28 protein-coding genes and 1 pseudogene are annotated in these 26745 nt (G+C 72.9%); 17 read left to right on the forward strand and 12 right to left on the reverse strand.

The genetic code is table 11. The features are described 5' to 3' along the window. Positions 1–105: 105 nt before the first annotated feature. The 6 genes from AC0VY3_RS01545 (at position 106) to ygfZ (ending at position 5004) form a co-directional block, all read left to right on the forward strand. Positions 106–903: a hypothetical protein gene (locus AC0VY3_RS01545; protein WP_242738714.1), complete on the forward strand. Its 798-nt coding sequence runs from the start codon at positions 106–108 to the stop codon at positions 901–903. After that, on the forward strand, positions 900–1718 hold the full coding sequence (locus AC0VY3_RS01550) for a hypothetical protein (protein WP_475548718.1): 819 nt from the start codon (positions 900–902) through the stop codon (positions 1716–1718). The genes AC0VY3_RS01545 and AC0VY3_RS01550 overlap by 4 nt, the downstream gene beginning before the upstream one ends. Then, positions 1715–2650, forward strand: a complete 936-nt coding sequence (locus AC0VY3_RS01555; RefSeq protein WP_181010994.1) for a hypothetical protein — start codon at positions 1715–1717, stop codon at positions 2648–2650. Before AC0VY3_RS01550 ends, AC0VY3_RS01555 begins: the two co-directional genes overlap by 4 nt. A gap of 278 nt (positions 2651–2928) precedes the next feature. Next, on the forward strand, positions 2929–3501 hold the full coding sequence (locus AC0VY3_RS01560; protein ID WP_103510952.1) for a heme-binding beta-barrel domain-containing protein: 573 nt from the start codon (positions 2929–2931) through the stop codon (positions 3499–3501). Positions 3502–3576: 75 nt separating this feature from the next. Next, a complete protein-coding gene (locus AC0VY3_RS01565) occupies positions 3577–4029 on the forward strand; it encodes a Fur family transcriptional regulator (RefSeq protein WP_103510951.1) in 453 nt (150 codons plus the stop codon). Positions 4030–4038: 9 nt separating this feature from the next. Continuing rightward, on the forward strand, positions 4039–5004 hold the full coding sequence (gene ygfZ, locus AC0VY3_RS01570; RefSeq protein ID WP_103510950.1) for a CAF17-like 4Fe-4S cluster assembly/insertion protein YgfZ: 966 nt from the start codon (positions 4039–4041) through the stop codon (positions 5002–5004). A 15-nt stretch (positions 5005–5019) separates the two neighbouring features. On the opposite strand, the gene dtd is transcribed toward ygfZ, so the two are convergent. Further along, the gene (dtd, locus tag AC0VY3_RS01575) at positions 5020–5469 is read right to left on the reverse strand and encodes a D-aminoacyl-tRNA deacylase (protein ID WP_137234858.1); all 450 of its coding nucleotides are present in this window, start codon (positions 5467–5469) and stop codon (positions 5020–5022) included. 115 nt (positions 5470–5584) lie between these two features. On the opposite strand from dtd, the gene AC0VY3_RS01580 reads away from it, so the two are divergent. Genes AC0VY3_RS01580 through AC0VY3_RS01590 form a run of 3 tightly spaced genes read left to right on the forward strand, consistent with a single transcriptional unit; the run spans position 5585 to position 8571 of the window. After that, positions 5585–6253, forward strand: coding sequence for an RsiG family protein (locus AC0VY3_RS01580; protein ID WP_258047288.1), 669 nt, complete (start codon positions 5585–5587; stop codon positions 6251–6253). A gap of 50 nt (positions 6254–6303) precedes the next feature. Then, entirely contained in the window at positions 6304–7290 is a 987-nt protein-coding gene (locus AC0VY3_RS01585) for an asparaginase (protein ID WP_475548719.1), read from the forward strand. Positions 7291–7314: 24 nt separating this feature from the next. Beyond that, positions 7315–8571 (forward strand): GNAT family N-acetyltransferase, encoded by a 1257-nt coding sequence (locus AC0VY3_RS01590; protein WP_475548720.1) that lies wholly within the window; start codon positions 7315–7317, stop codon positions 8569–8571. Positions 8572–8640: 69 nt separating this feature from the next. Here AC0VY3_RS01590 and AC0VY3_RS01595 read toward each other — a convergent pair whose 3' ends face one another. Next, positions 8641–9477, reverse strand: coding sequence for an ABC transporter permease (locus tag AC0VY3_RS01595; RefSeq protein ID WP_103510946.1), 837 nt, complete (start codon positions 9475–9477; stop codon positions 8641–8643). Beyond that, positions 9470–10528 (reverse strand): ATP-binding cassette domain-containing protein, encoded by a 1059-nt coding sequence (locus tag AC0VY3_RS01600; RefSeq protein ID WP_475548721.1) that lies wholly within the window; start codon positions 10526–10528, stop codon positions 9470–9472. Before AC0VY3_RS01600 ends, AC0VY3_RS01595 begins: the two co-directional genes overlap by 8 nt. Before the next feature lie 141 nt (positions 10529–10669). On the opposite strand from AC0VY3_RS01600, the gene AC0VY3_RS01605 reads away from it, so the two are divergent. Further along, positions 10670–11473 carry a TetR/AcrR family transcriptional regulator gene (locus tag AC0VY3_RS01605; RefSeq protein WP_103510988.1) on the forward strand — a complete coding sequence of 268 codons (804 nt, stop codon included), beginning with the start codon at positions 10670–10672 and terminating at the stop codon, positions 11471–11473. Between the two features lie 19 nt (positions 11474–11492). Further along, positions 11493–12242 carry a TetR/AcrR family transcriptional regulator gene (locus AC0VY3_RS01610; RefSeq protein WP_181010993.1) on the forward strand — a complete coding sequence of 250 codons (750 nt, stop codon included), beginning with the start codon at positions 11493–11495 and terminating at the stop codon, positions 12240–12242. 41 nt (positions 12243–12283) lie between these two features. Here AC0VY3_RS01610 and AC0VY3_RS01615 read toward each other — a convergent pair whose 3' ends face one another. The 5 genes and pseudogenes from AC0VY3_RS01615 to AC0VY3_RS01635 form a co-directional block, all read right to left on the reverse strand. After that, the gene (locus AC0VY3_RS01615) at positions 12284–13042 is read right to left on the reverse strand and encodes a phosphotransferase (protein ID WP_475551621.1); all 759 of its coding nucleotides are present in this window, start codon (positions 13040–13042) and stop codon (positions 12284–12286) included. A 37-nt stretch (positions 13043–13079) separates the two neighbouring features. Next, positions 13080–13760 carry an HAD-IA family hydrolase gene (locus AC0VY3_RS01620; RefSeq protein WP_475548722.1) on the reverse strand — a complete coding sequence of 227 codons (681 nt, stop codon included), beginning with the start codon at positions 13758–13760 and terminating at the stop codon, positions 13080–13082. A gap of 189 nt (positions 13761–13949) precedes the next feature. Beyond that, positions 13950–14984 (reverse strand): peptidoglycan-binding protein, encoded by a 1035-nt coding sequence (locus AC0VY3_RS01625; RefSeq protein ID WP_374935511.1) that lies wholly within the window; start codon positions 14982–14984, stop codon positions 13950–13952. 111 nt (positions 14985–15095) lie between these two features. Further along, positions 15096–15677, reverse strand: a pseudogene (locus AC0VY3_RS01630) (MFS transporter); the annotation flags it as partial. 10 nt (positions 15678–15687) lie between these two features. Then, on the reverse strand, positions 15688–16542 hold the full coding sequence (locus tag AC0VY3_RS01635) for an alpha/beta fold hydrolase (protein ID WP_103510944.1): 855 nt from the start codon (positions 16540–16542) through the stop codon (positions 15688–15690). Between the two features lie 176 nt (positions 16543–16718). On the opposite strand from AC0VY3_RS01635, the gene AC0VY3_RS01640 reads away from it, so the two are divergent. Continuing rightward, positions 16719–17456 (forward strand): VOC family protein, encoded by a 738-nt coding sequence (locus AC0VY3_RS01640; RefSeq protein WP_103510943.1) that lies wholly within the window; start codon positions 16719–16721, stop codon positions 17454–17456. Between the two features lie 478 nt (positions 17457–17934). On the opposite strand, the gene AC0VY3_RS01645 is transcribed toward AC0VY3_RS01640, so the two are convergent. Next, positions 17935–18621, reverse strand: coding sequence for an SDR family oxidoreductase (locus AC0VY3_RS01645; protein WP_475548723.1), 687 nt, complete (start codon positions 18619–18621; stop codon positions 17935–17937). Between the two features lie 131 nt (positions 18622–18752). On the opposite strand from AC0VY3_RS01645, the gene AC0VY3_RS01650 reads away from it, so the two are divergent. From AC0VY3_RS01650 to AC0VY3_RS01665, 4 genes are all read left to right on the forward strand, one after another. Next, positions 18753–19310, forward strand: a complete 558-nt coding sequence (locus AC0VY3_RS01650) for a TetR/AcrR family transcriptional regulator (RefSeq protein WP_475548724.1) — start codon at positions 18753–18755, stop codon at positions 19308–19310. A gap of 349 nt (positions 19311–19659) precedes the next feature. Further along, positions 19660–20145, forward strand: a complete 486-nt coding sequence (locus tag AC0VY3_RS01655; RefSeq protein ID WP_475548725.1) for a helix-turn-helix domain-containing protein — start codon at positions 19660–19662, stop codon at positions 20143–20145. Between the two features lie 34 nt (positions 20146–20179). Continuing rightward, positions 20180–20851, forward strand: coding sequence for a hypothetical protein (locus tag AC0VY3_RS01660; protein WP_475548726.1), 672 nt, complete (start codon positions 20180–20182; stop codon positions 20849–20851). 139 nt (positions 20852–20990) lie between these two features. Further along, positions 20991–21329: a DUF2516 family protein gene (locus tag AC0VY3_RS01665; protein ID WP_030078320.1), complete on the forward strand. Its 339-nt coding sequence runs from the start codon at positions 20991–20993 to the stop codon at positions 21327–21329. On the opposite strand, the gene AC0VY3_RS01670 is transcribed toward AC0VY3_RS01665, so the two are convergent. The 3 genes from AC0VY3_RS01670 to AC0VY3_RS01680 all read right to left on the reverse strand — a co-directional run bounded on the left by AC0VY3_RS01670 (position 21311) and on the right by AC0VY3_RS01680 (position 25107). Beyond that, positions 21311–22678, reverse strand: coding sequence for a PP2C family protein-serine/threonine phosphatase (locus AC0VY3_RS01670; protein ID WP_475548727.1), 1368 nt, complete (start codon positions 22676–22678; stop codon positions 21311–21313). The genes AC0VY3_RS01665 and AC0VY3_RS01670 overlap by 19 nt on opposite strands. A 277-nt stretch (positions 22679–22955) precedes the next feature. Continuing rightward, positions 22956–24044 carry a C40 family peptidase gene (locus AC0VY3_RS01675; RefSeq protein WP_103510938.1) on the reverse strand — a complete coding sequence of 363 codons (1089 nt, stop codon included), beginning with the start codon at positions 24042–24044 and terminating at the stop codon, positions 22956–22958. 277 nt (positions 24045–24321) lie between these two features. Beyond that, positions 24322–25107, reverse strand: a complete 786-nt coding sequence (locus AC0VY3_RS01680; RefSeq protein ID WP_475548728.1) for a class I SAM-dependent methyltransferase — start codon at positions 25105–25107, stop codon at positions 24322–24324. Positions 25108–25353: 246 nt separating this feature from the next. Here AC0VY3_RS01680 and mshA point away from each other — a divergent pair, with 246 nt between their 5' ends. Continuing rightward, complete coding sequence (gene mshA, locus AC0VY3_RS01685; protein ID WP_242738672.1) at positions 25354–26706, forward strand: D-inositol-3-phosphate glycosyltransferase; 1353 nt, start codon at positions 25354–25356, stop codon at positions 26704–26706. Positions 26707–26745 lie beyond the last annotated feature (39 nt).

Raw genomic sequence — 26745 nt, forward strand, 5'->3', positions numbered from 1 at the left:
TCACTTGTGCGCGCAGGTAAGGGAAACCCGCGCCTCAGGTCTTTTGGGGGGACCCTTTTGGAACCGAACGACACCATTCCTGCCGCGCCGGAAGGGCCCGCACCCGTGCCGGCCCCGCCCGCGCAGGCCGAGCCGCCGGCCCCGGCCGTCCCGGCCGACGTGCCCGTACGACGCCGGCCGCGCGGCCGTACGACGCTGATCATCGCGGCGGCGGCGCTGCTCGGGATCTCCGCCGGAGTCGCCGTGGGCTACGGCGTCCAGGCGGAGCGGGAGCCGACGCCGCTGACCGCCCTGTCGCAGCCCGGTATCGGCTATCCGGCGAAGCCGGCGGCCGCCGACCGGGCCCCGCTGCCCGCGGCCCAGGACCGGCGGGTCAGGACGGACGGCGACCTGCGCAAGCTGCTCGTCGACCGGCCCAAGGGCGCGAAGAAGGCCTTCACCGACGGGCTGGGTCTCGACGACGGCTGGGAGCCGATCGACCAGTACGTGGAGAACTACTACGACGACCCGCACTACATGTTCGAGACGCTGGCCGCGGCGGATCTGCGCCGGGTGGCCTCGGCCTCGTGGACGCAGGGGAAGTACCGGGAGACCACGGTCGAGCTGATCCAGTTCCGGTCCGGGGACACGCTCGGCGCGGCGGACCACTTCAGCGAACAGATGATGTACATGCCCGGCGACATGGGCGGCGCGGACGACGTGGGGGACCCGATCAAGGGCAGCCGCGAGGGCCGCTACTTCCTCTACCCGGTCGAGCGCGAGGCGGGCTACCTCCCCTCCTACCGGGCCAGGGCCCTGGCCGTGCGCGGTGACATCACGCTCGACATCAACATCTTCGACACCGTCCCGATCAGCAAGAAGGACATCCGGACGCTGGCCGAGCGACAGCTGGAGCGGCTGTGAACGACGAGAAGAACCCTGCCCCCGACCCCGCCGTCCCGGCCGCCGTCCCCGACACCGCTCCCGCCCCAGCCCCCGGCCGCCGGGTGCGCCGGGTGCTGCTGACCGCGCTGCCGGTCGGCCTGGTGCTCGCGGCGATCGGCGGCGCGGCCGTGTACACCGACGCCACCGTGAACGCCGCCGACCGCAAGGTCACCACGGCCGTCTGGGACGACGACCACGCGCCCACCGGCAAGGACCCGGCGGGCGACCCGTCCCGGGGCCGCCACGACACCGAGCTGACCCGGCTTCTGCTGCCGGTCCCCCAGGGGTACCGGCTCGGCCCGGACATCGGCGAGATCGGCAACGACAGCGAGACGAGCGGTGCGAAGGCCACCGCCGCGATGAAGGAGATGGGGCGCGGGCTGGCCGGCAAGGACCGCCGCGAGCTGAACAAGCTGGTCGAGCGGCTCCGCATCCAGGGCGTGGCGCAGCGCTCGTACACCTCGGCCGAGAACGACCTCGTCGTGAACGTCCAGATCGTGAAGATGCGGGACAAGCGGGCCGTGCGCCAGACGTACCTGGACCGCAAGAAACTGCTGGACTCCTTCGGTGACTTCCGCAAGGGCCCGACGATCGACGGCCACAAGAAGGTGACCTGCTACCGGCTGCCGAAGGGCGACAAGAACACCCTCGACGGCGTCAGCTGCATCGCCTACGACGGTGAGGTCTCGGTGAGCGTCGAGGCCAACGGCAGCAAGCCGTTCAGCCCGTCCGCCGTCCGGGACCTGGTGAAGGACCAGCTCGACCACATCACCTCCCCGGGGGAGTACATATGAGCGACCAGACGGTGACCCCCGAGACCACGGTGACCCCCGAGACCACGGTGACCCCCGGGACGGCGGTGACCCCCGAGGCAGCAGAGGCGCCCGCACCGGTCGCGGTCCCCGCGATGCCCGAGGCCCCGCCCCTGGCGCCCGAGGCCCCGCCCGGCCCCGACGCGTCGCCGAAGCCGCCCCGGCGGGTGCTGCGGGCCGTCGCGCGGTGGACGGCCGCCGCGCTGGCGTTCGGGGTGCTCGGCACCGGTACGGCCTTCGGGATCGCCTCCCTGGAGCGGACCGACGTACCCGGGCTCGCCACCGAGGGCGACGGCCGCTGGGACTACCCGGAGCTGTCGCTGCCCGCGCTCCCGGCCGGTTCGCCCCGGCCGTTCGCGGCCGGCAACCCGGCCGAGATCCACCACGCCGACCTGCGGGACCTGCTGCTGCCGGCCCCCGCCGGAGCGGTGCCGGACAAGAAGCTGACCGGCGGCTGGATCTCCACGGAGACGTTCCTCGACGCCTACCGGCAGCAGGACCGGACGTCGGTGGCCCAGCTCCTCCAGGACGCCGCGCCGCGCCACATCGCGGCCCGCGGCTGGACCATGCCGGACGGCACCACGTCCCGGATCTATCTGGTGCGGTTCAACTCCACGGCGTTCGCGAGCCGGCTGCTCGACGATCTGCACGTGGGCGCTTCGGCCGGTACACCGCTGGAGCGTACGGACACCACCGAGATCGACGGCACCTGGAGCTCGGCCAACAACGTCGAGAACCTCTCCACGTACGTCTTCGCCGAGCAGGCGCCCTTCGGCGCCGAGCACGTCCGGCAGGCGTACACCCTGGCGGGCGACACGGTCGCCCTCGTCGTGCACGAGCGTGCCGGAAAGCGGGAGACGGGCCGCATCCCCTTCCAGCAGACGCTGATCCTGCAGAATCAGCTGCTCGGCTGAGACCCGTGCCGCGCGCCCGCGGCCGACACCTGAACGAGAAGGCCGGGCCCCCACCCATTAGGCTGGGGGCCCGGCCCTGTCACCGCCGCCACCCGCTCGTCACGAGGAGCTCCCTGTGCTTGAGGCATTCTTCACCGCCCTGCTGATCCTGGTCTGCGTCGGCGTCACCGCCTTCGCCGCGATCACCGTGAAGAAGCTGTACCAGGGCCAGCGCTGATCCTCGCCGTCCCACGGTTTCCGCCCACCCCTCGTACCCTCACAGATCGTCTGAGCCGCTCATGATCGAGATTCCGTCCGACCTCCACCCGGACCTCGTCCCGCTGGCCTTCCTCCTCGGCAACTGGGCGGGCGCGGGTGTGTCCGACTTCCCCGGCGCCGAGAAGTGCAACTTCGGCCAGGAAGTCACCTTCAGCCACGACGGCCGTGACTTCCTGGAGTACGTCTCCCGCACCTGGGTCCTGGACGAAGAGGGCAAGCAGGTCCGGCCGCTGGAGACGGAGACCGGCTACTGGCGCATCGACAAGGACCGCAAGGTCGAGGTCGTCATGGTCCGCGACCAGGGCGTCATCGAGATCTGGTACGGCGAGCTGGCCGACCAGAAGCCGCAGATCGACCTGGTCACCGACGCGGTGGCCCGTACGGCGGCCTCCGGCCCGTACAGCGGCGGCAAGCGGCTCTACGGGTACGTCAAGAGCGATCTGATGTGGGTCGGCGAGAAGGCGACGCCCGAGGTCGAGCTGCGCCCGTACATGTCGGCGCACCTGAAGAAGGTCGTCACCCCCGAAGAGGTCGCCGAGATGGCCCGGAATCTTGAGGACATGCCGGACGACGGCATCGCGTTCTTCAAGTAGAGCCGCCGCGGGTGTTCGACCGCACGCCTGGACAGAGCCGCCGCGGGTGTTTGACCGCACGCCTAGACTGGGCGTGTGGTGAGCACCGACTGGAAGACCGATCTTCGGCAGCGCGGCTACCGGCTGACGCCCCAGCGTCAGCTCGTCCTGGAGGCGGTCGACGCCCTGGAGCACGCGACGCCGGACGACATCCTGTGCGAGGTGCGCAGGACCGCGTCCGGCGTGAACATCTCCACGGTGTACCGGACCCTGGAGCTCCTGGAGGAGCTCGGGCTCGTCAGCCACGCCCATCTGGGGCACGGCGCCCCCACGTACCACCTGGCCGACCGCCACCACCACATCCACCTGGTCTGCCGGGACTGCCAGGACGTCATCGAGGCGGATCTCTCCGTCGTCGCCGACTTCACCGAGAAGCTCCGCGGCGACTTCGGCTTCGAGACCGATATGAAGCACTTCGCGATCTTCGGCCGCTGCGCCTCGTGCACGGCCGCCAGGGAGGCAGCGGAGGAAGCCTCCGCCAAGTCGTAGGCTGGGCGCATGAAGAGCCCCCTGCTGTCCCTGCCCGGCGCCGTCCCCGCCGAAGGCCGCGACGAAGGTGTCGCCGCGCACTACGGCGACCTGTTCCGCGAGCAACGCGCCCTCGCCGACGGCAACGGCTTCGTCGACCTCTCCCACCGGGGCGTCGTCACCGTCACCGGCGACGACCGGCTGAGCTGGCTGCACCTGCTGCTCACCCAGCACGTCAGCGACCTCGCCCCGCACCAGGCGACCGAAGCGCTCATCCTCTCCGCCAACGGGCACATCGAGCACGCGATGTATCTGGTGGACGACGGTACGACGGTGTGGATGCACGTCGAACCCGACACCCAGGCCGACCTGATCGCCTACCTGGAGTCGATGAAGTTCTTCTACCGGGTCGAGGTCGCCGACCGCACCGCCGACCACGCGGTCGTCCACCTCCCGGCCGGTTCCATCGCGGAGGTCCCGGACTCGGTGGCCGTACGGGAGACCCCGCAGGGCCGCGACCTGTTCCTGCCGCGTGAGGGGCTGGAGGCGTACGCCGCCGCCCACGGCCCCGCCGCCGGGATCCTGGCGTACGAGGCGCTGCGCGTCGAGGGGCACCGGCCGCGCGTCGGCTTCGAGACCGACCACCGGACCATTCCGCACGAGCTGGGCTGGATCGGCACCGCCGTCCACCTCCAGAAGGGCTGCTACCGGGGCCAGGAGACCGTGGCCCGCGTCCACAACCTGGGGAAGCCGCCGCGCCGGCTGGTCTTCCTGCACCTGGACGGCAGCGAGGTGCACCTGCCCGGACACGGGACGCCGGTGCGGCTGGCCGCGGAGGGCCAGGAGGGCCGCCAGCTCGGCTTCATCACCACCTCGGCCCGCCACCACGAGCTGGGTCCGATCGCCCTGGCCCTGGTCAAGCGGAACGTGGCCGTCGACGCGGAGCTGATCGCCGGGGACACGGCGGCCGCCCAGGAGACGGTCGTCGAGCCGTAGGCACTCCCTGTACGGCTACACCTCGATGATCACCGTGAACGGGCCGTGGTTCGTGAGCGAGACCCGCATGTCCGCTCCGAACCGGCCCGTCTCCACCTGCGCCCCCAGCGCCCGCAGCTGCGCCACCACCTCGTCCACCAGCGGCTCGGCGACCTCGCCGGGCGCGGCGGCGTTCCAGGTGGGGCGGCGGCCCTTTCGGGCGTCCCCGTAGAGAGTGAACTGAGAAATCACCAGGAGGGGCGCATGCACATCGGAACAGGACTTCTCGCCCTCCAGGATGCGCACCGACCAGAGCTTGCGGGCCAGCTGCGCCGCCTTCTCGGGGGTGTCGTCATGGGTCACCCCGACCAGCACGCACAGGCCCTCGCCGACGATCTCCCCGACGATTCCACGGGCCGAGGGGTCGTCCGCCGCACCGGCGACGGAGACGCTCGCGCCGTCCACTCTCTGTACCACTGCACGCATACAGACCAACCTATCTTGGGCTGAACGGGTACAGAGCGCCTGCATCGGCACCGTGCGGAGTGGCACGATGCACGATGTCGGTGTGCCGACGCACCGGTCGAGGGGACGGAACAGCATGAGTACATATGGAACCGGACAATCTCCCGGTGCCGTACCGGGCGCACGTCACCGCACCAGCACCCTGCGGTCACCCGTACAGCGCAGTCTGCCAGGGCAGGGCCCCGTGCCGCTGCCGCCGACCGCCCAGGCACCCGTGTCCGGGCCCGCCACCGTGCCCGAGCAGTCCGGCGGCGACGCGGGCTTCGGCGGGCTGCGGCTGCCGGAGCTGCGGACGCTGCGCCGGGACGCCCAGCGCGACGAGGCCGACATCGGTTACGTACGCCGGCTCGTGCAGGGGCGGATCGACATCCTGCGCGCCGAACTGGCCCGCCGCCGGGACCCGGAGGCGCCGGTGGAGGACGCGGCGGTGGTGAGCCGGCTCTCGGAGATCCTGGCCGACACCCCGTCCCGGCACCGCTCCTCCGCCCGGCACGTCACGCTGACGACGCCGCGCGGCGACGAGTTCCGGCGGCTGGCCGCCGAGACCCTCGCCGAGGTCGAGCTGTCCGATCTGGACGCCCGGACGGACGAGGAACTGCACACGGCGATGGGGCGGCTCGTCCGCTACGAACAGCAGGTCTCGCGCCGCCGTCACGAGCTCCAGCGCACCGCCGACGATTGCAGCGCGGAGATCGCCCGCAGGTACCGTGACGGTGAAGCACAAGTAGACGACCTGCTCGCCTGAAGCGATCCTTCCGGGCGCGGGTCCCGCACCCCCGTCCCCGGAAGGCCACCATGACGTCGACCGACGCCCCGTCCGCCATATCCCCCGCCCCGGCCCCCGCCCCGCCCGTCCTGGCCGAGGTCGTGCGCTCCGGGTTCACGGAGGGCCACCACCGGGGGTCGCTGGTCCTGCTGGCCGCCGACGGAAGCGTGGAGCGGGCGATCGGCGATCCGACGGCGCCGGTCTTCCCTCGGTCCTCCAACAAGCCGATGCAGGCCGCCGCGATCCTGCGGGCCGGTCTCGACCTGTCGGGCGAACGGCTGGCGCTGGCCGCCGCGAGCCACTCCGGGGAGCCCTTCCACCTCGACCTCGTACGGAAGATGCTCGCCGAGCACGGGCTGACCACCGCCGACCTGCAGACCCCGCCGGACCTGCCGCTGGGCCCGGTGGAGGCGGAGACCTACCTCGCGGGCGGCAACGTACGCGAGCGGATCACCATGAACTGCTCCGGCAAGCACGCGGCCATGCTCGCTGTCTGCGTCCGCAACGGCTGGGACACCGCTACCTACCTCGACCCCGCCCACCCGCTCCAGCAGCTCGTGGGCCAGGTCGTCGCCGATGCGGCGGGCGAGCCCGTCGCGGCGGTCGGCACGGACGGCTGCGGGGCCCCGCTGATGGCGATCGGGCTGACCGGGCTGGCCCGCGCCTTCCGGTCCTTCGTGCTGGCGGAGCCCGGCAGCGCCGAGCGCCGGGTCGCGGACGCGATGCGCGCCCATCCGGAGTACGTCGCGGGCACCCGGCGGCCGGACACCTGGCTGATGGGCGAGGTGCCGGGGACGCTCTCCAAGATGGGCGCCGAGGCGGTCCAGGCAGTGGCCCTGGCCGACGGCCGGGCCCTCGCCTTCAAGATCGACGACGGCGCCACCCGGGCGCTGGGCCCGGTGCTGGCCCGGGCCCTGGAACTGCTGGACGTGGACGCCCCGGTGGTCGCCCGGATCGGGCGCTCGCCGCTGCTCGGCGGGGCGGCGGAGGTCGGGGAAATTCGCGCGACATTCTGAGGCGCGCCTGCCTAGCGTGGGAGGATGAGCCTCGATGTCCGCCCCGTCACCCCTTCCGAGATCGCCGACTGGATGAAGGCGGTGGGCACCGGCTTTCTGACCCCCGCCGCCGAGAAGCCGGGCGAGGAGCTGGTCGCCGACCGGTTCGGCGATACGGACCTCTCCCGTATGCAGGGCGTTTTCGACGCCGGGCGCTGTGTGGCGACCTTCCGCTCGTTCGCCCAGCAGCTGACCGTGGTCGGCGGGGCCACCGTGACGGCCGACGCGATCACCGGTGTGACGGTGACGCCCACGCACCGCCGGCGCGGGCTGCTCAGCCGGATGATGGCGACGGACCTGGCGGCGGCCAAGGAGCGCGGCGAGGCGGTCGCCTCGCTGATCGCCGCGGAGTACCCGATCTACGGGCGGTACGGCTTCGGCCCCGCCGCCTGGGCCGCCGAGTGGGAGGTCTCCGTGCCCCGCGCCGGGCTCGACCCGCGCCGCTCCGGGCAGCCGGCGGGCGGCGGCCGGATCGAGATGGTCGACGGCGCGGAGATCCGCAAGACCGGCCCCGAGGTGCACGCGGCGCTGGCGGCCCGGCAGCCCGGCGTCGTCGGCCGCGACGAGCGGTGGTGGCGGACCCGTACGGGCGTCGCGCCCCGCGCGGCGCACGAGACCTGGACCGAGCCGTTCTACGTGGTGCACCGCGCCGCCGACGGCACGGTCGACGGCCTGCTGGTGTACGGCGTGGACGACAAGTGGGGCGACTCCAAGCAGCCGCTGAACACCGCCTCCGTACGGGACCTGATCGCGGCGAACCCGGCGGCGGAGCGGGCCCTGTGGCACTACCTCTGCTCGGTCGACTGGATCACCACCGTCCGCTCGGGCTACCGCGCACCCGACGACCTGCTCCCGCTGCTCCTCCCCGACCCGCGCGCGGCCCGGATCGTCACCACCACGGACTGGCTGTGGCTGCGGATGCTGGACGTGCCGCGTGCCCTGGAGGCCCGGATCTACGGCACCGAGGCGTCGCTCGTCCTGGAGGTGCTGGACGAGGCGGGCCTGGCCGGCGGCCGCTTCCTGCTGGACGCATCGCCCTCCGGCGCGCGCTGCACCCCGACCACCCGGAGCGCCGATCTGGCCCTGGGAGTGGGGGAGTTGTCCACGCTGTATCTGGGCGACGAGTCCGTGCGGCGGCTGGTGGACCTGGGCCGGGCCGAGGAGCTGCGGGCGGGCGCGGCGACGACGGCGGACGCGGTGTTCCGTGCGGGCCGGCGGCCGTGGTGCCCGGATGTGTTCTGAGCCGTTCGGCGTGTGCTGAGCCGTTCGGCGTGTGCTGAACGGCCGGCGGGTCGCTGAAGGGCCGGCGGGTCAGCGCGTCCGGATCCGGAACAGCGTCCCGGAGGCGCTGATCGCCACGACGAGCATTCCGGCGGCCCAGGCGAGCGCGATCCAGGGGGTGCTGCCCACGTCCTGGCCGTGCAGCAGCCCGCGCAGCGACTCGATCGCCGGGGTGATCGGCTGGTGGTCGGCGAAGCCGTGCAGCCAGTCCGGCATGTTCTCGGTCGGGACGAACGCGCTGCTCGGGTAGGGCAGGAACGACATGAAGAACGTGAAGCCGCTCGCCGCCTCCGGGGTCCGGGCCAGCAGGCCGATCGCCGCCGAGATCCAGGACAGGGCCACGATGTAGGCCACCAGCACGACGGCCACCAGGAGCCAGCCGCTCCAGGTGGCGGCCGGGCGGAAGCCGATCAGCAGCGCGACGCCGAAGACCAGGGTGGTGGCGCAGAGATTGCGGACGGTGCTGGCCGCCACGTGCCCGGCGAGCACCGGCGTACCGCCCACGTCCAGGGAGCGGAAGCGGTCGATGATGCCGCCCTTCATGTCCTCGCTGACGGCGGTGGCGGTGGTCGCGGCGCCGAACCCGGCGGACAGGAGCAGGACGCCCGGGACGACGTACATGACGTACGAGTCGTAGTCCGTGCCGGTGTCGATCGCGCCGCCGAAGAAGTAGACGAAGATCAGCATCAGCATGATCGGCAGGGCCAGGGACGTGATCAGCGCGTCGATGTTGCGGCTGCTGATGCGCAGGGCGCGGGCGGCCATGACGACGGTGTGGGTGAGCGGGCCGGGCCCGCGGCCGGGGTCCGGTACGGCCGCGTCCGTGTGCCGGGCGGGGCTTCTCTGCTGAACGGCGGTGTCAGACACGGCTGGATGCCTCCGGGATCGTGGGCGTGCTCGGGGGAGTCGGCGCGTTCGGGGCCGTGGGCGCGTTCGAGGTCAGGGCCAGGAAGACGTCGTCGAGGGTCGCGCTGTGCAGACGGAAGCTCTCGATCGTGCTGCCGGTCGGATCGATCTCGTCGAGCAGGGCGCGCACCTGGGCCGCCGAGCCGTCGGTGGGGAGGCCGAGCGTGAGGGTCTCGGGGGAGTGGTGGACGGCCCGGGCGGCCAGGTGGAGATAGGCCTCGCGGCTGGTGAGGACCAGATCGAGGCGGTGCCCGCCGACCCGGGACTTGAGGTCGGCGGCAGTGCCCTCGGCAGCGATGCGGCCCCGGTTCAGCAGGGCGATCCGGTCGGCGAGGCGGTCGGCCTCCTCCAGGTACTGGGTGGTGAGCAGGACGGTCGCCCCGCGCGCGGCCAGTCCCCGGACGACCTCCCAGAGCTCCTGGCGGCTGCGTGGGTCGAGGCCGGTGGTCGGCTCGTCCAGGAAGAACACCCCGGGCTCCGGTGAGCCCACCAGCCCGGCGGCCAGGTCGAGGCGGCGGCGCATGCCTCCGGAGTACGTGCGGACGGGGCGGCGGGCCGCCGCGGTGAGGTCGAAGCGCTCCAGCAGCTCCGCCGCCCGGCGCCGGGCGGCTGCCCGGGACTGCCCGGTGAGCCGGGCCATCATCCGCAGGTTCTCCTCGCCGGTCTGGGTCTCGTCCACGGCGGCGAACTGGCCGGTGAGGCTGATGGAGCGGCGCACCGCGCTCCGGTCGGCGACGACGTCGTACCCCGCGACACGGGCGGTGCCGGAGTCGGCCTCGGTCAGCGTCGCGAGGATCCGGACGGTGGTGGTCTTGCCGGCCCCGTTCGGCCCGAGCAGGGCGAAGACGGTGCCGCGCCCGACCTGGAGGTCGATGCCGTCGAGGACCCGGACGGCGGGCTTTCCGTAGGACTTGGTGAGGCCGTACGCCTCGATGGTGGGGGCTTCGCCGGTGCTGATGCCGGTGGCTGTACGGGTGTCGGCTGGAGGGTTCGGGTCGTTCGGGCCGGTCATGTCGGGACCTCTTCCGCATTTTTCTGCGTATGACATACGCGTTATTGCGTAAGCATTACGCATCCCTAGGATGGGGTCAAGGCGTACGGGGGCGCGGGACGCGGCGGCGGCGTGGACGAGACGCCGGGCGAAGGGGATGCGGTGACGGAGAAGAGCGGCGGCGACGGCGGCGACCTGCCGGCCAGCCTGGAGGCGGCCTGGGGGCTGCGGGACCGCCCGGCCAAGGGCCCGAAGCCCGGCCTGAGCCTGGAGCGGATCGTGGCCGCGGCGGTGGGTGTCGCGGCGGCCGACGGGCTCGGGGCCGTGTCGATGGGCCGGGTCGCCCAGGAACTCGGCGCGTCCACGATGTCCCTGTACCGGTACGTCTCCGCCAAGGACGAGCTGTACGTCCTGATGCAGGAGGCGGCCGTCGGCCCGCCGGAGCCCCTGACCGCCCTGGAGACGGGCGCGGGCTGGCGGGCGGCGCTCACCGAATGGGCGTCGGCGCAGCGCGACCGCTACCGCGCGAACCTCTGGGCGCTCCGGATCCCCATCGGCGGCCCGCCCGCGACGCCGAACTCGATCGCGTGGTGGGAGCAGGGGCTCCAGGCGCTGGGAGGCACCGGCCTCGCCGAGGGCGACAAGACCTCGGTGATCCTGCTGATCTCCAACTTCGTCCGCAGCGAGGCGCTGATGGTGAGCGACCTGGCGGCCGCCGTCGCCACGCGCGGGATCACGCCCGAGGAACTGATGGCCTCCTACGAACGCACCCTCAAGCGGCTCGTCGACCCCGAGCGGCACCCCGGGATCACCCGGCAGCTGGAGACCGGGGTGATGAGCGAGCCGGACGAGGCGGACTACGAGTTCACCTTCGGCATGGAACGCCTGCTGGACGGGGTGGAGGCGCTGGTCCGCAGGACGGCCGAGGGCTCCCGGGCCCCGGGCGGCGACGTCAAGTCCGCTTGAGATCAAGGGCGTACGCTTCATGGTCATGAGCGGAGAGAACGCCGGGAACGAACCCGTGGGCGGGCCGGGGAACCAGCCCGGAGGCGGACCCGGGAACGAGCCCGGAAGCGGGTCCGCCCGCGGGTCCGGCCACGCGCGGCGGCGGCCCCCTGCGCCGCTCGGTCTGCGGGAGCGCAAGAAGCAGCTGACGTACCAGGCGGTCTCCGACGCCGCCATCGCGATGTTCCTGGAGCGCGGTTTCGACAAGGTGTCGGTGGCGGAGGTGGCGGCAGCGGCGGACATCTCCAAGCCGACGCTGTTCCGGTACTTCCCCGCCAAGGAGGACCTGGTGCTGCACCGGTTCGCCGACCACGAGGACGAGGCCGCCCGGGTGGTCGCCGGACGGACCTCCGGCGACAGCCCGCTGGACGCCCTGCGCCGGCACTTCCTCGACGGCCTCGACCGGCGCGACCCGGTGACCGGCCTGTGCGACGTACCCGAAGTGCTGGCGTTCCACCGCCTGTTGTACGGGACGCCGTCGCTGGTGGCCCGGATGCACGCCTACCAGGGCCGCTCCGAGGCAGCCCTCGCCCGGGCGCTGGGCGGCGGGGTGTCCGAACGGCTCGCGGCCGGGCAGATCGTCGCCGTCCTGCGCATCCTGGCCCTGGACAACTGGCGGCGGATCGACGCGGGGGAGAGCGCGGACCGGGTCTACGCGGGCGCGGTGCAGGCGGCCGAGGACGCGTTCGTCCAGCTGCGGACGGGCCTGGAGCCGAGGCCGCGCGGCTGACGGCTGCGGGGCCGAAGTCGCATGGCTGCGCCAGGCGCTGGTCAGTCGGCGAGCAGGGCGGCGGCCAGCTCCCGGCGACGGCCCGCCAGCCGGCTCTGGTGCCGGTCCCACGCCGCCCGGCCGCTCTCCGCGTACGCCGCCACGTACGCCGCGTCCCCCCGCGCCACCCGCGACTCGACGAACGCCCGGCACACGGCGGTGGCCTGCTCGATCACCCCGGGCAGGGCCGCCCGGTCCGCGCGCCCCAGCCCGTAGCCGTCGGCCAGCACCCGCAGCCGGTGCGCCGGGTCGAGACCGGCGCGCCCCCGCATCGGCGCCCAGTAACGCGCCGCCATGGCCACGTCCCACACCGGGCGGCCCGGCGCGGCCAGGTCGAAGTCGATGAGGGCGGCCGCGCCACCGCCCCGGAACACGACGTTCTCCAGACACCCGTCGTTGTGGCAGATCACCGCGCCGGGAGCGGCCGCCCCCAGGGGGTCGGCCAGCTCGGCGGGCCAGTCCGCAGCGCGGTCGAACGGTACGGCCTCCGCCGCGTCGTGCATCCGCCGGAGCAGTGCCCCCACGGAGCGCAGGGCCTCGTCCGTCCAGGCCCAGGCAGGGTACGGGGCGACGGCGACCTCGCCGGGCAGGTACGAGAGTCGCTCGCGGAGGCCGGAGGCGGAGACGCCCAGGGGCACGGGCGCACCGTCGAAACCCTGCCCGCGCAGCGCCCGGAGGTGGGCGTGCAGGACGGCCACGTGCGGTGGGGCGGGACGTTCGACTGCGTCACCGCGGCGGAGGACGGCTCCGGCGCTGGCCATCCCACCGGACAGCACTTCCGGCTCGCGGTCCACGGGGTCACCGCTCCCGGCCGGGCCGCGGAGCCCGCTCCGCGTACGGCCCCAACGCGGCGCGCAGGTCAGCCGGTTCGCGGTGGAGGACGCCGGTCATGCCGAGGGCGACGGCCGCGTCGACGTTCTCCCGCCGGTCGTCCACGAACAGGCACCGAGCCGCCGGTACGCCCGCCCGCTCGGCCGCGATGCGGTAGATGGCCGGGTCGGGCTTGGCCACCTGCTCCACCGCACTGCTCACGACCGCGTCGGCCAGGTCGGTCAGGCCCAACAGGGCCAGTTCGTCGTCCAGTTGAAGGGTGGCGTTGGTGACGAGCACCAGCGGGACGTGGGTCCTGGCCCGCCGCAGCAGCGCCACCACTTCCTCGTCGGCCCGGAAGGGCGCGTCCGCGAGGGCCCGGCCCAGTTCGCGGGCCCGGTCCGCGCCCACCCGCTCCGTGAGCCCTGCGGCGATGGCCTCCACCCAGGCGGCCGGGGTGATCCGGCCCAGGAGCAGCGGGAGATCGACCTCGGGCGCGTAGGCGACCTCGGCCGTCGCGCCCTCCGGCAGTCCGGCGGCCCGCTCCAGGGCGGCGAGCGGGGCGGTGTCGTAGAAGCGGACGACGTTGTCGAGGTCGCAGAGCACGGCGTCGAAGGCGGGGACCGCGAGCGCGGTGCGGTCGTCGCCCGGGGCGTATCGCGTGCTCATGCCGGGTCTCCTGCGTGGCCTTCGGCGCGGTGGGGAGGTGAAGTGGTGGTGCGGTGGCGTGCGTTGGTGCAGTGGTCTGTGTGGTCGACCATAACCGGCCGCCGGACCGTTCATGGCCGACCACGGCCGCCCTGCCGGGCGGCCTGCGGGACAGCACGCGTCACCGTGTGCCCCACACTCGGCGGCGGGTCAGCCGGTCAGCGCCCGCCAGGTCACCGGGCCCGCCTCGCCGTCGGCCACCAGGCGGTTGGCGCTCTGGTAGGCGCGGACGGCGCTCGTGGTGACGGAGCCGAACCCGCCGTCGACGGTCAGCCGGGCGCTGCGCTTGTTCAGCGCGGTCTGCAGGGCCCGGACGTGGTCCCCGCTGCTGCCCTGCCGCAGCGTGTACACGAGCACGGGCCAGGTGGCCGGACCGACCTGGCCGTCGGCCACCAGCCCCTTGGAGCTCTGGAACCGCTTGACGGCGGCGACCGACACGGAACCGTACTGCCCGTCGGCCACCAACGTGTGGCCGCGCCGGGTCATCAGGCGCTGGATCACGACGACCGTCGCGCCGCTCGCGCCCGGGTCGATCCTCGACCAGCCGCCGGACAGGTCCACGCCCCGGGCGGCCAGGAATCCGACCGGGTTCACCGTGCTGCCGAGGCTTCCGGCGTGCGTCTCGAAGTGGAGGTGCGGCCCGGTCACATTGCCGGTCGCCCCCATGTCGGCGATCCGCTGTCCGGCGCTGACCGTGGCGTTGAGGGCGACCCGGTAGGCGCTGAGGTGCCCGTAGTACGTGTACTGGTTGCCGCCGTGCGCGATGACCAGGGCGTTACCGGTCCGGCCGGGCAGGCCTCCGCCCCACGACCGGCGGACGACCCTGCCGGCCGCGGCCGCGTGGACGGCGGTGCCCGTGGAGTTGCTGACGTCCTGGCCGGCGTGGGACGCGCCGCCTCTGGGTGCGCCGTAGTGGCCGCCGGACGGGAACCGGCCCGGGGCGGGATTGGCCCACGCCCCGTTCTTCGCGGCCGCCGCTGCCGCTGCTTCCGTCGCAGCCGCGGCCGCCGCTTCCGCTTCCGCCGCCACCGCCGTGGACGCCCCGGCCGACAGGCTCAGGTTCACGGCGAGCGCGCCCAGGCCCAGGCCGGCCAGCAGCCCCCGCCGGGACGCCCCGTGGACCGGAGCCTGAGCGTTCACGGACGTATCGGCCGGTGCGGCGGTGGTTGCGCAGGATCGGCACATCAGGTCTCCCTCGAAGCGGTCGGGCGGCGGCAGGGCGCGTGGGGCGAGCGGGGCACGAGCGGGGGTACGAGGGTCCACTCGCATGGACGGTAGGGTCGGCCGGCCGTCCTGTCAGGGGCCCACGGGCCCACGCCGGGGCCCAACGCCGTTACCGATACTCGGTGTTGGGCTCTCGGGTGCTCCGCCGGTGCGCCCCGGCCGGAGCATCAGGTCCGCGACGGCCAAGACCGCCGCGAGCAGCCCCGCACCGACGGTGAACGCCAGCCGGCAGCCCCCGGGTCAGGGCCTCGGCCGAGGAGAGTCCGGCGGCGCCGAGCGCCTCGGTCCGGCCGGCGGCCAGGCGGACAGGACGGCCACGCCGAGGGCCATGCCGATCTGCTGGGTCGTGGTGAAGAGGCCCGGGGCGAGCCCGGCGTCGTCGTCGCCCGCGCCCGACATGCCGAGCTAGGTCAGCGCCGGGAACGCGAGCCCGAACCCGGCCGCGAGGAGCATCACGGGCAGCGGATCGGTGACGTAGTCCGCGCGCACCGGCAGCCTGGCGAGCAGTCCGAGGGCGGTGATCAGCAGCCCGATCCCGGTCAGCAGGACGGCCCGCTCGCCGAACCGGGCGGCGAGCCGGGCCGAAAGGCCCAGCGAGACGGCTCCGATGGCCACGGCGGCCGGCAGCATGGCGAGGCCGGTCGCCGGCCGCCCCGAACGGGCGTCAGAGCGCGGCGAGTCCGGCGAGCAGCTCGGCGGCCGGCTTCGGGTGGACGAGCCAGCGCAGATGGCTGCCTTCGAGGGTCCGGACGTCGAAGAGGTTGTCGGGCGTCAGCGCGTCGGCCTCGCGGATCATGCGGTCCTGAACGGCGGGCGGAAGGCTGGTGTCGGCGGCCAGGCGCACATAGGTCCGGGGCACCCGGCCCCAGGTCGCGGCCTGGGCCCGGTCGGCCGACGTACCGACGTCGAGGTTCTCGTCGGGCTGGAAGGTGTTGAGGAAGGTCCGGAACTCGTCATCGGTGAGGTCGGCGGCGAACGCCTGCTTGAACGCGGCGAGCGCCGTCGGGTCGGCCGTACGGAAGTTGACCCGCAGCAGCCCGAGTTCGGCCGGGTTCCCGACGACCGCGAGGGCCAGGGCTCCCGCGTCGACATCGGCCATCTCCGGCTGGGCGTAGTAGTCGTTCACGTCCAGATCGACGGGGCACCAGGCGGAGACGTAGACGATCCGGTCGATCAGGTCCGGCCGGGCGTTGGCGACGGCGGTGGCCGTGGCGCCGCCCCGGCTGTGGGCGACGAGGACGGTGGGCCCGTTCCGCTTGGCCCGTTCCAGGACCTCGATCACGTGGGCCACGTTGTCCGCGTGGGTGACGCCCTTGATGGCCCCCGGTTCCGCGGCCAGCGCACCGAGATCCTGGGGCGTCTGGTAGGCGGCGGGGTACGTGGCCCCGAACCCGTGCCCCGGAAGGTCGACCGCGACCGAACGATGCCCGAGCAGGCCGAGTTCGGCTTGGAGCGGCGCGTAGGAGAACGAGTTCGCGAAGGCTCCGTGGACGAGGACGAAGGTCGGAAGAGTAGGCATGCCTCCCAGGCTCCAACGGAATGATCTTCGAAGGCAAGGCCCGGGAGACGAGGTTCTCGGGTCGGGGAGGCCCGGGAGTCGAGGTTCTCGGCTCGGGGAGGGCCGGGCACGAGCACGAGCGCGACCGCCGGTCCCCATCGGCCTGAGCAGCCGGCGCGGCTTCTAGGATCTGCGGCATGGCAACGCGACTCGTGCAGATCAACATGAAGGCCCATGACGACTCCGCGCTCGGCCGGTTCTGGGCGGAGGCGCTCGGCTGGGGTGTCGACAGCGAGGGCCCCGGCGTGACCAACCTCGAACCCGTGGGCTTCACCTACCCCGGCCCGACGGCCGTCTGCATCGACCTCATCGCCCGCCCGGAACCCAAGACGGTCAAGAACCGCGTGCACCTCGATCTGGCCACCACCTCGGCGGCCCATCAGGCGGAGTTGGTCGAGCGCCTGAAGGGACTCGGCGCGACGCTCGCCGATGTGGGACAGGGCGACGTCCCCTGGACGGTCATGGCGGACCCGGAAGGCAACGAGTTCTGTGTCCTGGAGCCCCGTCCCGTCTACCGGGACACCGGGCCGATCGCCGCGGTGGTGGTGGACTGCGCCGACCCACGGGAGATGGCCCGGTTCTGGGGCGAGGCGATGGACTGGACGCTGCACGCGGTCACCGACGACCTTGCGACCCTGCGCTCCGCCAAGGGCGTCGGGCCCTACCTGGAGTTCGTCCGTACCCCCGACACCAAGAGCGGGTGGAACCGCGTCCACCTCGACGTCCGCCCCTACCCGGGTGACGACCTGGCCGCGGAAGCGGACCGACTGCGCGCGCTGGGCGCCACCGACCCCGATTTCGATGCGTCCGCGATCTCCTGGACGATCCTGGCCGACCCGGAAGGCAACGAGTTCTGCCTCCTCGCGCCTCGCTGAACCCGACCGGTCGGCACGAGGCCCGTCGCGACATCGGCAGGCGGTGTACGGAGTTCGGTCACTGCTCCGGCGACGGCGCGGGTTCGGGCTCCTGGAGCCGACCTGCGACGGCCCGCCGTACGCGTGGTGGACCAGGAGAAGGCGAGGAAGTGCACCACGTCGCCGGTCACCGAGGCGGTGTGAGCGGCAAGCCCGGCGCAGGACGTCGATGTCCCGGTACGCGGGCGGCCCGGGCGCCGCTATGTCGTACGAGATCATGCGTCACCGGAGCCGAGATCCACGGTGCCCGGCACGGGAAGTGCCTGTACCTGCAGTGATACGGGGGAGGCCCCTTGCGGCGCTTCGGCCTCACTGTGCCGATGGCGGTGGATCACCTCGAAGATCTCGGACCGCATGCGCTCGACGTCCTCCGGAGTCAGCCACAGAGCGGCATGCGATGTCCTTCGACGTGGGCGATGGGCCGGAAGGCGAGTGCGGCTCAGGCCGCCGCCGGCGTGCCCGACAGCGACGCCTTGACCAGTCGGCTGGTCTCGTCGGCGAGGACCTCGGGCAGGCCCTCCTCGATCGCGCGCAGGGCTTGAGCCGCGACCTCTACGGGGTCGGCCTTCTGGTCGGCGGGTACGGCCACGGCCATGTCGGTGTCCATGTAGCCGACGTGCAGCGCGGAGACGGCGATGCCGCGGGGGGCCAGTTCCTCTCGGGTCGCGTCGCTCAGTGCCCAGGCGGCAGCCTTGGCGGCGGCGTAGGAGCCGAGTCCTGCCGGATGGAACCAGGACAGGGCGGACAGGACGTTGAGGACGCCGCCGCCGCCGTTGCCCTCGATGACGGGGGCGAAGGCCCGGGTCGTGAGAAGCGGGCCGAAGAAGTTGGTCTCCATCTCCCGGCGCACCTGGCCCAGGTCGCCTCCGACCAGCGTCGCGCCGGTGGATACGCCCGCGTTGTTGATGAGGAGTGTCGCGTCCGAGGCGATGCGGGCGGCCTCCTGGATCGACTCCTGGTCCGTGACGTCGAGCCGCAGCGGGGTCACGCCCGGCAGATCGACCGTCTCCGGGCGGCGGGCCGCCGCGTAGACCTTGGCGCCCTGCTCGACGAGCTGGGCTGCCAGGTGCCGCCCGAGCCCTCGATTGGCGCCGGTGACGACCGCGACCGTGTTCTTGAGCTCCATGTCCGCCTCTGCTTTCGGTCCTGGCGGGCGCCGCAGGCCACCCGCACAAATTAGATTACGCAGCCAATCTAAACACGGGTCTACGATAGATGCCAGTCGACATCCAAATGGGGTTCACGGAGGAGGTGGCCATGGGCCGCGTATCGCAGGCGCAGGCGGAGGAGAACCGCCGCAGGGTGGTGGAGAACGCCTCGCGGCTGTTCCGGGAGCAGGGCACGCAGGTGAGCGTCGCCGACCTGATGAAGGCGGCCGGGCTGACCCACGGCGCCTTCTACAAGCAGTTCGCCTCCAAGGAGGCGCTCGTCGACGAGGCCGTCGCCCACGCCTTCGCCGAGCTCGCCCAGCGCCGTTCGGCCGGTCTCGAAAGCTCCGACGGGCAGCGCGATGCCGCCCAGCGGACCCTGATCGACGCCTATCTCTCCGTCGGGCACCGCGACGACCCGGCGGACGGCTGCCCGGTTGCCGCGCTCGCCACCGATATCGCGCGCGAAGGCGGGGGGCAGGAGGCTCGTCGCGTCTACACCGAGGGGGTGGCCGACTTCGCCGGTTTCCTCGCCACCGACGACCAGGACGGCATCGCCCGCCTCTGCACCCTGTTCGGTGCGCTCGTCCTGTCCCGGGCCACTGCGGGCTCCCCGGTCTCCGAGGAGATCCTCGCCGCCGCGCACCGGGCCGTGACGGCCGGCTGACCGGCCGCCCTGCTGCCTCCCGCCGGCGCGCTGACCTCTGCCGGCGCGGCGGCAGGGGCTATGACCCGGTACGCCGCCACGCCCCCGGTCCGTCGACGCGGCGAAGAGGTGCGCGACCGGAACGTACGAGGATGCCGTCCGCTCCCGCGGCGCGGACCAGGGAACCTTCCGGCCGGCGTCTCGCGGCCCACCGGGTCGGCCGGGCGCCGGGAGGCATGCGGCTGCTGGTGGCCACGCGGAGGGCGCCGTCGGTGTCCGCGCCCGGTCGCTCACGAGGGCGGCCGTGGCGCGCGACACTTTTGCAAGCATGTGCTTGCAAAAGTTAGCAAGAGTGATGCACTATCGAGCCATGGCATCACTCAACGTCGGCAATCTCGGTGAGTACCTGCGGGAACAGCGCCGTGCAGCGCAGCTCTCGCTGCGGCAGCTCGCCGATGCCACCGGGGTGTCGAACCCGTATCTCAGCCAGATCGAGCGAGGTCTGCGCAAGCCCAGCGCGGACGTGCTCCAGCAGGTCGCCAAGGCGCTGCGGATCTCGGCCGAGACCCTGTACGTCCGTGCGGGGATCCTCGACGAGCGGGAGCGGGAGGAGCTGGAGACGCGGGCGGTCATTCTGGCCGATCCGTCGATCAACGAGCGGCAGAAGAACGTTCTGCTGCAGATCTACGACTCCTTCCGCCGCGAGAACGGATTCGCGCCCGGGCCCGACGAGGACGTCGACTCCGCCGATGGCGTGAAAGCGGACACCGACAGCGACGCGGACGGCGATGCCGGGACCCGTAACGGCGACGACGCCGGTACGGACGTCACCAAAGACCAAGACCCTCACAGCTAGCAGCTGGACCTGATGATCCGGGAGGACCACAGTCATGGCCATCACCGATGACCTGCGCAAGACCCTCACCGACCCCACGCCCCTCTACTTCGCCGCCGGTACGGCCGACCTGGCCGTGCAGCAGGCGCGCAAGGTCCCGGCGCTGATCGAGCAGCTGCGGGCCGAGGCGCCCGAGCGGATCGACGCCGTGCGCAACACCGACCCCAAGGCCGTGCAGGAGAAGGTGAGCACGCAGGCCAAGGAGGCCCAGGCCACCGTGCAGGCGAAGGTCACCGAGGTGTTCGGTTCGTTCGACGCCGCCGACCTGAAGAAGCTGGGCGAGAGCGCTCAGGACCTGGCGCTGCGCAGTGTGGGCGTGGCCGCCGAGTACGCGATCAAGGCCCGGGAGACGTACGAGAAGGTCGCCGAGCACGGCGAGCAGACCGTACGGACCTGGCGCGGGGAGACCGCGGAGGAGATCGTCGAGATCGCCGCCGTCGTCGAGGCCGAGCCGAAGAGCCGGCCGAAGGCGAGCCCCAAGGCCGCGCCCGCCGCCAAGCCCGCCGCCACGAAGGCATCGCCCGTCGCTCCGGCCGAGCCCGCCGCGACGAAGGCCGCGCCCGCCGCCCCGGTGAAGTCCGCCGAGGCCAAGGCCGCGCCGGCCAAGAAGACGCCCGCACCGCGCAAGCCCGCGGCCAGGAAGACCCCGCCGGCTGACGGCAAGTGACCCTCACGGGTCCTTCCCCGACGCGGTACGCGTGACCGGGACGCGGGGCGGGCACCTTTACGGGTGGCCGGTTCGTTGTCCCGGTACCTTGGCCCTCCCGGCCGCAGGGCGCTCATCCACTCACTAGGCGGTACACAGCATGTTGCTCTCAGGATTCGGCACGATTCTCCAGCTGCTCTATCTGGCGATGCTGGTGCTGGCCGTGGTCGCGTTCGTCTTCGCGGCGACCGCCCGTGAGGACGCCTACCGTGCCGCCGACAAGAAGAAGAAGTCGTTCTGGCTGATCATCCTCGGCATCGCCGTAGCGGTGAACCTGCTCATCCCGATGCTCTTCCTGCAGCTCGCGGGTGTCGTCGCGTCGATCGTGTTCATGGTCGACGTGCGCCCCGCGCTCAAGGAGGTCTCCGGTGGCGGCGGTGGCCGCAGGGGCGGCTCCAGCAGCGACGGCCCGTACGGTCCCTACAACGGCGGGCGCTGAACGCCCAGGGGGCGTCCGGCCACGGATGACGCGGGGTGGGAGCGCGGTGCGCTGCCACCCCATCGTCGTATCCGCTCCGGATCGCGGCCCAGCAGCAGGACCGCCACATCGTCGGTCAGCTCGCCGCCGTTCAGCTCCCGCACCTCGGCGACGGCCGCCTCCAGCAGCTCCTCGCCCGCCAGGCCCTGCTCCAGCCGGCCGTTGACCATCGCGACCATGCCGTCCTGGCCGAGCCGCTCGCTGCCGCCGGTCCCCACGCGCCCCTCGATGAGCCCGTCGGTGTACATCATCAGGCTCCACGCGCCGCCCAGCTCCACCTGCCGGCGCGGCCAGCGGGCCCGCGGCAGCAGCCCCAGCGCCGGGCCGCCGTCCTCGTACGGGAGCAGCCGGGCCGGCCGGCCGTGGCGGGCGAGCAGTGGTGCGGGGTGGCCGGCCAGGCAGAGTCCGGCGCGTCGCCCGTCGGGCGTGATGTCGACGGTGCAGAGCGTCGCGAAGATCTCCTCGCTCTGCCGTTCGTGCTCCAGCACCTGCTGGAGCGTGGAGAGCAGGTCGTCCCCGCACAGCCCGGCCAGGGTCAGCGCCCGCCAGGCGATCCGCAGCTCGACGCCGAGCGCCGCCTCGTCCGGGCCGTGACCGCAGACATCGCCGATCATCGCGTGCACCGTGCCGTCCGGGGTGCGGACGACGTCGTAGAAGTCGCCGCCGAGCAGGGCGCGGCTGCGGCCGGGGCGGTAGCGGGCGGCGAAGCTCAGGTCGGAGCCGTCCAGCAGCGGGGTGGGCAGCAGGCCGCGTTCCAGGCGGGCGTTCTCCTGGGCGCGCAGCCGGGACTCGGTGAGCTGGTGCTGGGCGATGTCGGCGCGCTTGCGCTCCACGGCGTAGCGGATGGCGCGGCTCAGGACGCGCGCGTCCAGCTCGCCCCGGAAGAGGTAGTCCTGCGCCCCGACGCGTACCGCCTCGGCCGCCAGCTCCGTGTCGTCCTCGGCGGTCAGCGCGAGGACCGCGTGCAGCGGTGCGATGCGCAGTACGTGGGTGAGGGCCGCCAGCTCGTCGGCGCGCTCGGAGAGCGGCTCGGCCCGCTCGGAGCCGGGCTCGGCCGGCTCGGCCCCGGAGCCGGTGACCGGCAGTGCGAGGTCCAGCAGGATGCAGTCGACGTCGTCGGTGAGCAGCCGGGCGGCCTCGGTGAGGTTGCGGGCGGTACGGATACGGACCCGGGTGCCGGCCGCTGCCGAGAGCTCGGGGACGGTGATGGTGGTGCCCGCCGGGTCGTCCTCGATCACCAGCAGGGTGAGGTCGCCGTGCGAGGTCTCCGCAGCGGGAACGGATCGCTGCTGCGGTACGGGTACGGGCATCGGTTCGAGTTTCCTTCCCTCCCCCCGAGGGCGCGGCGGGTCGACGATCGACGATCCGCCAGTCGGGGACGATAGCGGTACGCGGTGGGGGAACGGAATGGCGCACGGGAACCGGCCCCTGTCATATGCGCCGTCATAAGCCGCGTCCCGACACGGATCCGGCGCGATGGGCCGCCGTACGGGCGGGGAAGCGCCCATGACAAACATCACGCGCCCACGAACGGCGGCGTGGCCCCGCTCACATGGCGCCGCGCCTCCGGAACTCCTGCCGGTGCTCCTACTTGTCCGGGCGGACCACGCCGAGGATCTTCATCGAGCCCGCGCCCGCCAGCGTGACGTTGCGGCCGGGGCGCGGGGCGTGGACGATCGCGCCGTCGCCGACGTACATCCCGACATGGCTGGCGTCGGCGTGGTAGATGATCAGGTCGCCGGGGCGCATGTCCTGGATGTCGATGCGCGGCAGCAGCCGCCACTGCTCCTGCGAGGTGCGCGGGATCGGCCGCTTCGCCGCCAGCCAGGCCTGGGAGGTCAGACCGGAGCAGTCGTACGAACCCGGCCCCTCCGCTCCCCAGACGTACGGCTTGCCGATCTGGGACGTCGCGAAGGCCACCGCCGCCGCCCCGGCCTCGCTCGCCTCGCCGCTGACGTCCTTGACCGCGCCGGAGGAGAGCCAGGCCGTCTGCGCCTTGTCCGCGGCGTCCCGCTCCAGCTGCAGGAGCCGGTCGCGCTCCTTCTTCTCCAGCTGCGATTCGAGCTTCTCCGCCGCCTTGATCTGGGCGTTGATCTTCTTCTTGGCCTTGGCCTGCTTGACCCGGTTGGTCTCCAGCTTCTCCCAGTTGGCGCTGGCGTCCTGGGTGTACGTCTCCAGGTCCTGCTGCGTCTGGTTCAGGTCCGTCAGGAGCGACTTGGAGGCCTGCTGGCTCTGGCGGACCTTGTTGATCCCGTCCAGGAAGAGCTTCGGGTCGTTGCTCAGGGCCAGCTGCGCGCCGGGCGGCAGACCGCCGTTGCGGTACTGCTCGCGGGCCTGGGCGCCGGCCCGGTCCTTCAGCGCGGCGATCCGCGCCTGGCCGTCGACGATCGCCTTGGCCAGCTTCACGATCTCGCCGGACTGCTTCTTCGTCTGCTCCTCGGCGAGGTTGTACGCGTCCGTCGCCGCGCCCGCCTTCCGGTACAGCGTCTCGATCTGCTCGCGGACCTTTTCGAGTTCCGCGTTGGAGTAGCGGGGCGTCGAGCCGGCGGAGGAGGAAGCGGAAGGGGAGGGCGAGGGGTCCGGGACGGGGGCGGCCATCGCCTGGCCCGTGGACGTCAGCAGGGCCAGCGCACAGACCAGCGTGATGGCGGCAGTGGCGCAGTGGCGTCGGTTCACGGGCTCCCCCTCCGGGCACGTACCTGACTTACCGTCAGTAACTTCTGGGTGACGTCGCGATCGTGCCATGCCGCCCTCCAAAGCAACAGAGGCAGACGGCACCTGACACGTCACATATCGCCCGTGCGGGGCCACTTCGCCGTCAGCCCCGGCTCGCACGACGTCCCGCGAGGTCCCCCTCACTGGGACGAATGATGCCCCCGTGACGTTCCCGGACGGTCCAGGATGTTCCTCGATGTTCCCGGGGCGGGCGAACTCTGCCCTTCCGGGCAGTTGTTCAGCGACTGTTGGGCCGCAGGGCGTCCCACTCCACGGTGATCTCGCCCTGGCGCCACCGCCGTACCCCGTCCGTCACCGGCCAGTCGGCCGCCACCGCCCGCACGGCCGCGATCCAGCGCTGCCGTGCGCCGAGCGAGGCGTACGGGGAGGCCGTCGCCCAGGCCCGGTCGAAGTCCCGCAGGAACGCGTGGACCGGCTCGCCCGGCACATTGCGGTGGATCAGCGCCTTCGGCAGCCGTTCCGCGAGGTCGGAGGGGCGCTCCAGCGAGCCGAGCCGGGTCGCGAAGGTGACCGTGCGCGGACCCTCGGGCCCCAGGGCCACCCAGACGTGCCGGCGGCCGATCTCGTCGCAGGTGCCCTCGACCAGGAGTCCGTCCGGGGCGAGGCGGGAACACAGCCGCGCCCAGACCTCGGCGACCCGGTCCTCGTCGTACTGGCGCAGCACGTTCGCCGCCCGGATGAGCAGGGGCCGCACCTCCAGCGGGACCTCGAAGCCGCCGTGCACGAAGGTGAGGCCCTCGCGCTCGTACGGTTTCGCCGCCGCGACCCGCTCCGGGTCGATCTCGATGCCCGCCACCACGGTGCGCGGCTCGGCGGTGCGCAGCCGGTCCAGCAGCTCGACGGCGGTCCAGGGGGCCGCCCCGTACCCGAGATCGACGGCCACGGGCGTCCCGGCGCGGCGCAGGGCGGGGCCGTGCGCGTCGGCGATCCAGCGGTCCATGCGGCGCAGCCGGTTCGGGTTGGTGGTCCCGCGGGTGGCGGTGCCGATGGGGCGCTGGCGCATGGGTCGAGCGTATGCGACGGGGGCGGTACGGGGTCCGGGGCGGCGGTCCGGTCCCTACGTGGAGGTCCGGGGTGGCGGTCCGGCCCGTGCCGGACGACGCGCCGCCCGGCAACGTGACGGCGCGCCGCCGGGCAACGTAATGATTTGGCAAAGCCGGAAATGAAAGGTGGGATTCCGCTGTTCTCGCCCAACGGAGGGTCAGCGTGCCCTCTCCACGGCATGCCCCGAGCGAGGAGGACCGACCAGGTGAGCCAGTACGTCTCCCGGCTCGGCTCCACCCGGACGGCCGCGCGCCTCAGGTTCCCCGGAGGCTTCTCCGGGGTTTCCCGCAAGCCGCGCCGCATCGCGATGCTCTCCGTGCACACGTCCCCGCTCCACCAGCCCGGCACGGGCGACGCGGGCGGGATGAACGTCTACATCGTCGAACTGGCCAAGCGACTCGCCGCGATCGACATCGAGGTCGAGATCTTCACCCGGGCGACCACCGGCTCCCTGCCTCCCGAGGTCGAGCTGGCCCCCGGCGTCCTGGTCCGGCACGTCGACGCCGGTCCGTACGAGGGGCTGGCCAAGGAGGACCTGCCCGCCCAGCTCTGCGCGTTCACGCACGGCGTGATGCAGGCCTGGGCCGGTCAGCGCCCCGGCTACTACGACCTCGTGCACTCCCACTACTGGCTCTCCGGCCAGGTCGGCTGGCTCGCCGCCCAGCGCTGGGGCGTTCCGCTCGTGCACGCCATGCACACCATGGCCAAGGTCAAGAACGCCGCGCTCGCCGATGGCGACACCCCGGAGCCGGCCGCCCGCGTCATCGGCGAGACCCAGATCGTGAACGCCTCCGACCGGCTGATCGCCAACACCGCCGAGGAGGCCGACGAACTCGTCCGCTTCTACGACGCCGATCCCTCGGCCGTCGCCGTCGTGCACCCCGGCGTCAATCTGGACCGCTTCCGCCCCGCCGACGGCCGCGCCGCCGCACGGGCCCGGCTCGGTCTGCCGCAGGACGCGCTGATCCCGCTCTTCGCGGGCCGCATCCAGCCGCTGAAGGCCCCTGACGTGCTGCTGCGCGCGGTGGCCGTGCTCCTGGAGCGGGATCCGTCGCTGCGGTCCCGCATCGTCGTGCCGGTGGTCGGCGGCCCGAGCGGCAGCGGGCTCGCCAAGCCGGAGGGTCTGCAGAAGCTGGCCGCCCGCCTCGGCATCGCCGACGTCGTCCGGTTCTGTCCGCCGGTGGGCCAGGACCGGCTCGCCGACTGGTTCCGGGCCGCGTCGGTGCTGGTCATGCCGTCGTACAGCGAGTCCTTCGGCCTGGTCGCCATAGAGGCCCAGGCCACCGGTACGCCGGTGGTCGCGGCGGCCGTGGGCGGGCTGCCGGTGGCGGTGCGCGACGGGGCCGGCGGCTTCCTCGTGCAGGGGCACGAGCCGGAGGCGTACGCCCGCGCGCTCGGGCGGTTCGCGGACACGCCGGAGCTGGTCGAGCGGATGGGGGCGGCCGCCGCGGCGCACGCCCAGTCCTTCGGCTGGGACACGGCCGCGTCGGCGACCGCCGACGTGTACACCGCCGCGCTCGCCGACCACCGCCGCCGGGCCACGGCGCACCACGGCTGAGGCCGCTCCTGCCGCCCGCACCGGGCTGTCGTACGCTCG

It is taken from the genome of Streptomyces sp. iso_384 (genome assembly GCF_056172905.1).

What these genes read in the sequence shown, in the direction of transcription:
- AC0VY3_RS01560 (WP_103510952.1), top strand. Translation starts at nt 2,929, where the DNA reads ATGATCGAGATTCCGTCCGACCTCCACCCGGACCTCGTCCCGCTGGCC.
- AC0VY3_RS01680 (WP_475548728.1), bottom strand. Translation starts at nt 25,107, where the DNA reads ATGCGCCAGCGCCCCATCGGCACCGCCACCCGCGGGACCACCAACCCG.
- ygfZ (WP_103510950.1), top strand. Translation starts at nt 4,039, where the DNA reads ATGAAGAGCCCCCTGCTGTCCCTGCCCGGCGCCGTCCCCGCCGAAGGC.
- AC0VY3_RS01620 (WP_475548722.1), bottom strand. Translation starts at nt 13,760, where the DNA reads ATGAGCACGCGATACGCCCCGGGCGACGACCGCACCGCGCTCGCGGTC.
- AC0VY3_RS01585 (WP_475548719.1), top strand. Translation starts at nt 6,304, where the DNA reads ATGACGTCGACCGACGCCCCGTCCGCCATATCCCCCGCCCCGGCCCCC.
- AC0VY3_RS01650 (WP_475548724.1), top strand. Translation starts at nt 18,753, where the DNA reads ATGGGCCGCGTATCGCAGGCGCAGGCGGAGGAGAACCGCCGCAGGGTG.
- AC0VY3_RS01610 (WP_181010993.1), top strand. Translation starts at nt 11,493, where the DNA reads ATGGTCATGAGCGGAGAGAACGCCGGGAACGAACCCGTGGGCGGGCCG.
- AC0VY3_RS01590 (WP_475548720.1), top strand. Translation starts at nt 7,315, where the DNA reads ATGAGCCTCGATGTCCGCCCCGTCACCCCTTCCGAGATCGCCGACTGG.
- AC0VY3_RS01580 (WP_258047288.1), top strand. Translation starts at nt 5,585, where the DNA reads ATGAGTACATATGGAACCGGACAATCTCCCGGTGCCGTACCGGGCGCA.
- AC0VY3_RS01670 (WP_475548727.1), bottom strand. Translation starts at nt 22,678, where the DNA reads ATGCCCGTACCCGTACCGCAGCAGCGATCCGTTCCCGCTGCGGAGACC.
- dtd (WP_137234858.1), bottom strand. Translation starts at nt 5,469, where the DNA reads ATGCGTGCAGTGGTACAGAGAGTGGACGGCGCGAGCGTCTCCGTCGCC.
- AC0VY3_RS01625 (WP_374935511.1), bottom strand. Translation starts at nt 14,984, where the DNA reads ATGTGCCGATCCTGCGCAACCACCGCCGCACCGGCCGATACGTCCGTG.
- AC0VY3_RS01640 (WP_103510943.1), top strand. Translation starts at nt 16,719, where the DNA reads ATGGCAACGCGACTCGTGCAGATCAACATGAAGGCCCATGACGACTCC.
- AC0VY3_RS01655 (WP_475548725.1), top strand. Translation starts at nt 19,660, where the DNA reads ATGGCATCACTCAACGTCGGCAATCTCGGTGAGTACCTGCGGGAACAG.
- AC0VY3_RS01660 (WP_475548726.1), top strand. Translation starts at nt 20,180, where the DNA reads ATGGCCATCACCGATGACCTGCGCAAGACCCTCACCGACCCCACGCCC.
- AC0VY3_RS01600 (WP_475548721.1), bottom strand. Translation starts at nt 10,528, where the DNA reads ATGACCGGCCCGAACGACCCGAACCCTCCAGCCGACACCCGTACAGCC.
- AC0VY3_RS01555 (WP_181010994.1), top strand. Translation starts at nt 1,715, where the DNA reads ATGAGCGACCAGACGGTGACCCCCGAGACCACGGTGACCCCCGAGACC.
- AC0VY3_RS01635 (WP_103510944.1), bottom strand. Translation starts at nt 16,542, where the DNA reads ATGCCTACTCTTCCGACCTTCGTCCTCGTCCACGGAGCCTTCGCGAAC.
- AC0VY3_RS01645 (WP_475548723.1), bottom strand. Translation starts at nt 18,621, where the DNA reads ATGGAGCTCAAGAACACGGTCGCGGTCGTCACCGGCGCCAATCGAGGG.
- AC0VY3_RS01665 (WP_030078320.1), top strand. Translation starts at nt 20,991, where the DNA reads ATGTTGCTCTCAGGATTCGGCACGATTCTCCAGCTGCTCTATCTGGCG.
- AC0VY3_RS01615 (WP_475551621.1), bottom strand. Translation starts at nt 13,042, where the DNA reads ATGGCCAGCGCCGGAGCCGTCCTCCGCCGCGGTGACGCAGTCGAACGT.